At 52.2% G+C, this 2,279-nt stretch carries 2 protein-coding genes; both read left to right on the plus strand.

All coding sequences use genetic code 11. The annotated features are described in order from the left end of the window. Positions 1-1,132, plus strand: a 1,132-nt coding sequence (locus tag QM529_07725; GenBank protein ID MDI9314543.1) for a hypothetical protein, incomplete at its 5' end; no start/stop codon positions are given. Positions 1,133-1,144: 12 nt separating this feature from the next. Beyond that, positions 1,145-2,279: hypothetical protein (locus QM529_07730; GenBank protein MDI9314544.1), on the plus strand; the 1,135-nt coding region annotated here is incomplete at its 3' end.

A 2,279-nucleotide genomic window follows, 5' to 3' on the forward strand; every position in this document is an offset into this window, starting at 1 on the left:
AAAAAACAACCTGTTAAATACTTCGGTTTTATTGCTGGCCACCATCTTGGCCGGCACAACCACCACCACCACCACCGCCCTGGCACAAACCGCCACATCGCCCTCAAGCAGCGGAGCGGTAGGGCAAAAATCATGGGGCGTGAAAAACCCGCTGTTTGACGCGGTGGCGGGGAAATTAAACCTGACCGCCAATTTGGGTTATGTTTTTAATTTCGCCAGCAATTGGGACGGCAATGACATCGGCACGGGCAATGCCAACGGCGCGGTTGGTTACGGCGCAAGGTTGGGTTGGACCCATAAATCCGGGTTTGGCATTTCGGGTGATTATTTGGGCTTTACCAGCAAATGGTCGAATGGTGGCACGGATTACACCAACCCATATAATATTTTAACCATTACCCCCAGTTACCGGTTTTCGTTTGGCCAAAATAAAGAATGGGGTGTGAAGGTTGGTTTGGGGATTGGGATGAGCCTGGCCGATGTGTCATGGGGGACAACCAAAACCGCCAAGGGCGTGAATGGCGGGGCAAGCCGCAAGGTCGCGGGGGGTGCGATTTATCAGGCATCTGTTGTTACAGCCGGTGCTAACCCACCCGTGTGGCAACCAACGGTCTGTGGCCCGGATGGTAATGCTACTGCGCTTCAGAACACAGCTGATAGCTTGGCTGGTTCAGGTGTTCGTAACAAGTGCAATAATGGGGCGGGGAATGCTGTTACGAACGCCCAAATTGCAGATTGGCTGAAAGGCCTAGGCGTTACATCATCTGATGGTGTAGATTTGACCCTCGGTTCTTCGGGTGTTTTAATAGTATCAGGCTCTGGCGCCGTCGCCCCCGAGGTTGCTTGCCTTGTTTGGGGCGGCACATGGAATGGCATTGCGAATGGCGCAGGGTCATGTGTTGTCGCGGGTGCATCAACGGGCGGTTCGGCGAAGGACGATGCGGGTTTTGTGTTGGCGCCAGAGGTTGCGGTTGAATATGACAATGGTTTATTTCACGGCGACATTAATCTGCGTTACATTCATGGGTTGGCCAATGTGAAATACGACGGCCAAAACGGCACCGCCAACCAATTGCAAAAATCCGGCCCCCTCGCCCTCTTCATCGGCGCGGGGTTGGGTGTTAATTTTTAACAATCAACCATCATGACAAATAAATTACGCACCAAAATAACTTCGCGCTCAAACAGCGAAGCGATAGCGCAAAAATTATTTGCGCTGTTAATTACATCCGTGTTATCCAGCGCGGTTTTCACCACCACCGCCCTGGCACAAACCACGCAAACCGCAAAAACCGCCAATTCATCTGGCCAATGGGGCGTGAAAAACCCGCTGTTTGACGCGGTGGCGGGGAAAATAAACCTGACCGCCAATTTGGGTTATGTTTTTAATTTCGCCAGCAATTGGGACAGCAATGACATTGGCACGGGCAATGCCAACGGCGCGGTTGGTTACGGCGCAAGGTTGGGTTGGACCCACAAATCGGGGTTTGGCGTTTCGGGTGATTATTTGGGCTTTACCAGCAAATGGTCGAATGGTGGCATGGATTACACCAACCCATATAATATTTTAACCATTACCCCCAGTTACCGGTTTTCGTTTGGCCAAAATAAAGAATGGGGCGTGAAGGTTGGTTTGGGGGTTGGCATGAGCCTGGCCGATGTGTCATGGGGCAAAGACACCCAAACCGCCAAGGGTGTGAATGGCGGGGCAAGCCGCAAAGTGGCGGGGGGTGCGGTTTATAAGACAACGACTGTATCATCAGTGGGGAGCGTCCCTGTACCAGTAGCCGCCGCCGCCCCCAGCGTATGCAATAACACAAACACGGGGATAGTTTCCACAATTGATAGTCAGAACAATAACCCTAATAAATGCCCCAATTTTTCCACGACCGTTACGAATGAGCAGATTGCGACATGGTTAAAAGACCTGGGTGTTACGTCATCAGATGGTATAACCCTTGTTTATCAAAGTGATAAGGTTACCATAGCTACGAATGGTGCTGATGGCGCCGTCGCCCCCGAAGTTGCTTGCCTTGTTTGGGGCGGCACATGGAATGGCACGAAGGATAGTGCGACCGAGACCAGCGCGTCATGCGCCGCCCCGGGCGGTTCGGCGAAGGACGATGCGGGTTTTGTGTTGGCGCCCGAAATTGCGGTTGAATATGACAATGGGTTATTTCACGGCGACATTAATCTGCGTTACATTCATGGGTTGGCCAATGTAAAATACGACGGCCAAAACACCACCGCCAACCAATTACAAAAATCCGGCCCCCTCG

It is taken from the genome of Hydrotalea sp. (assembly GCA_030054115.1).
Lineage (GTDB): Bacteria > Pseudomonadota > Alphaproteobacteria > JASGCL01 > JASGCL01 > JASGCL01.